Origin of the sequence: Shewanella sp. CAL98-MNA-CIBAN-0140 (genome assembly GCF_040309905.1) — a bacterium.
GTDB classification, from domain to species: domain Bacteria; phylum Pseudomonadota; class Gammaproteobacteria; order Enterobacterales; family Shewanellaceae; genus Shewanella; species Shewanella psychromarinicola.
Genome location: NZ_JBEOPI010000111.1, coordinates 1 through 377, shown reverse-complemented (window position 1 = coordinate 377; position 377 = coordinate 1). Strand labels below are relative to the sequence as shown.

Annotated in this window: 1 protein-coding gene; it reads right to left on the bottom strand. The window is 38.5% G+C overall.

Annotation, left to right across the window (positions count from 1 at the left end):
* On the bottom strand, positions 1-243 hold a 243-nt coding region (locus tag AAEY93_RS20380), incomplete at its 3' end, for a helix-turn-helix domain-containing protein (RefSeq protein ID WP_351079456.1).
* Positions 244-377: the final 134 nt, after the last annotated feature.

Below are 377 nucleotides of genomic sequence, written 5' to 3'. Positions count from 1 at the left end.
TTGCTGTGCAGCCGCAGAATCAAAGGATTTTAACCAAGAGAACTCTTCGAATACCTTTAACTCTTTAATTAATTTTGCCATTTCTGGATAGAACAAAAACGTTTTGTCGTACCTATAACGACGCAGATTTTCTGACAACAACAAATTCCACAACCCACGAGCATATGAGCCAAACTCAATGAGTTTGGCTTCCTGTTCTGCTGTCGGTTTGAGCCGAAAGTTGTATCTGAGCGTTTTTTTCATATACTGTATAGACTACTGTGTAGTTTGAGATAGTCAAGTGGAATACCAAACCAATTCACACTGTAAGCATCTCATTGTGCTGCACTTAATACTGGTTGTTAAATATCGAAAGCAACTACTACATGGTGAAGTTG